Consider the following 1,619-nt stretch of genomic DNA (forward strand, 5'->3'; position numbering starts at 1 on the left):
CAGCTTAACGGTCACTTTATCGTCTCGGGCTTCGGTGGTGATGTTGTCGTCGCCGGCAACGGTCACGGTAGCGCCGAGTTTTTCGACATTGGTGCTGCCGCTGTCGCCGTTGAAGGTCAGGCCTTTGGTGTCAACGGTGGTTTTGGCATCCACACCTTTTTGGATGTCGTCTTTGGTGTCTTGCGCCAAGTCGATGCTGTAGTCGGTCACGTTGTTCGCGTCTGCTGCTGAAGCAGTGACGGTCACTTTGTCGGAACCTGCGCTCGCGGTGGTGCCTTTGGCGTTGACGGTGTAAACGTCTTGGCCGTTGGCGCCGGTCGTTTTCACCACGTCTTTGATGTTGGTGCCGGCGGCAACTTCGGTACGGGCGGCGGCGCTTTGCTGTTTCAGCTGGCTGTAGTTGACGGCGTCGGTGTCATCGGTACCGGCGGCTACGTTGGTGATCTTGTTGCCGGCGGCATCGATGCCGGACTTGGTCACACTCGGGCCGCCGCTGATGGTGAGGCCGTCTGAATTCAGTTTGCTGTCGCCTGCGGTGACGCTGTCAACGGTGATGTCTTTGGCCAGTTTGAAGTCAATCTGGTTGTCGGACACGGTGGTGACGATGTTGCGGTCGCTGCTGCGGTAGGCAACGGTTTCGCCCAGTTGGACGTTGTCGTCGTTACCGTTGTCGGCGGCGATGTTCAGACCTTTGGCCACATTGGCGTTGGTCTCTTTCAGCTGACCGTAGTTGACGGCGTCGGTGTCGTCGGTACCGGCGGCTACGTTGGTAATCTTGTTACCGGCGTTGTTCAAACCGTCTTTGGTCAGTTTGACGTCGCCCGCTTTAACGCCGTCTTGGGTCAATGCGACATCGTCGCCTACTTTCACACCGTCGTTGTTAACGGTGGTATCGCCGGCTTTGACGCTGTCTACCACCAGGTCTTTGTTCAGCTTAACGGTCACTGTATCGCCTTGGGCTTCGGTGGTGATGTTGTCGTCGCCGGCAACGGTCACGGTGGAACCGAGTTTTTCGATGTTGGTGCTGCCGCTATCGCCGTTGAAGGTCAGGCCTTTGGTATCAACGGTGGTTTTGGCGTCTACGCCTTTTTGGATGTCGTTTTTGGTGCCATCAGCCAAGTCGATGCTGTAGTCGGTCACGTTGTTCGCGTCTGCTGCTGAAGCAGTGACGGTCACTTTGTCGGAACCTGCGCTCGCGGTGGTGCCTTTGGCGTTGACGGTGTAAACGTCTTGGCCGTTGGCGCCGGTCGTTTTCACCACGTCTTTGATGTTGGTGCCGGCGGCAACTTCGGTACGGGCGGCGGCGCTTTGCTGTTTCAGCTGGCTGTAGTTGACGGCGTCGGTGTCATCGGTACCGGCGGCAACATTGGTGATCTTGTTGCCGGCGGCATTGATGCCTGACTTGGTCACACTCGGACCACCGGTAATGGTGAGGCCGTCTGAATTCAGTTTGCTGTCGCCTGCGGTGACGCTGTCAACGGTGATGTCTTTGGCCAGTTTCAGCTGTGCACCACCGGCTACGGTTTCGCTGATGATGTTGCTGTCGCCTTTGACATTGATGGTGTCGCCCAATGCGTAGTTGTTGCTGCCGGTGGTACCGCCGAAGTTGATGCCTTTGG

General features: G+C 57.5%; 1 pseudogene. It reads right to left on the reverse strand.

Annotation, left to right across the window (positions count from 1 at the left end):
• Nucleotides 1–1,619: pseudogene (locus tag ACTHTY_RS11255) on the reverse strand (hypothetical protein); the annotation flags it as partial.

Origin of the sequence: Neisseria sp. P0019.S002 (assembly GCF_051957155.1) — a bacterium.
Taxonomy (GTDB): Bacteria; Pseudomonadota; Gammaproteobacteria; order Burkholderiales; family Neisseriaceae; genus Neisseria; species Neisseria perflava.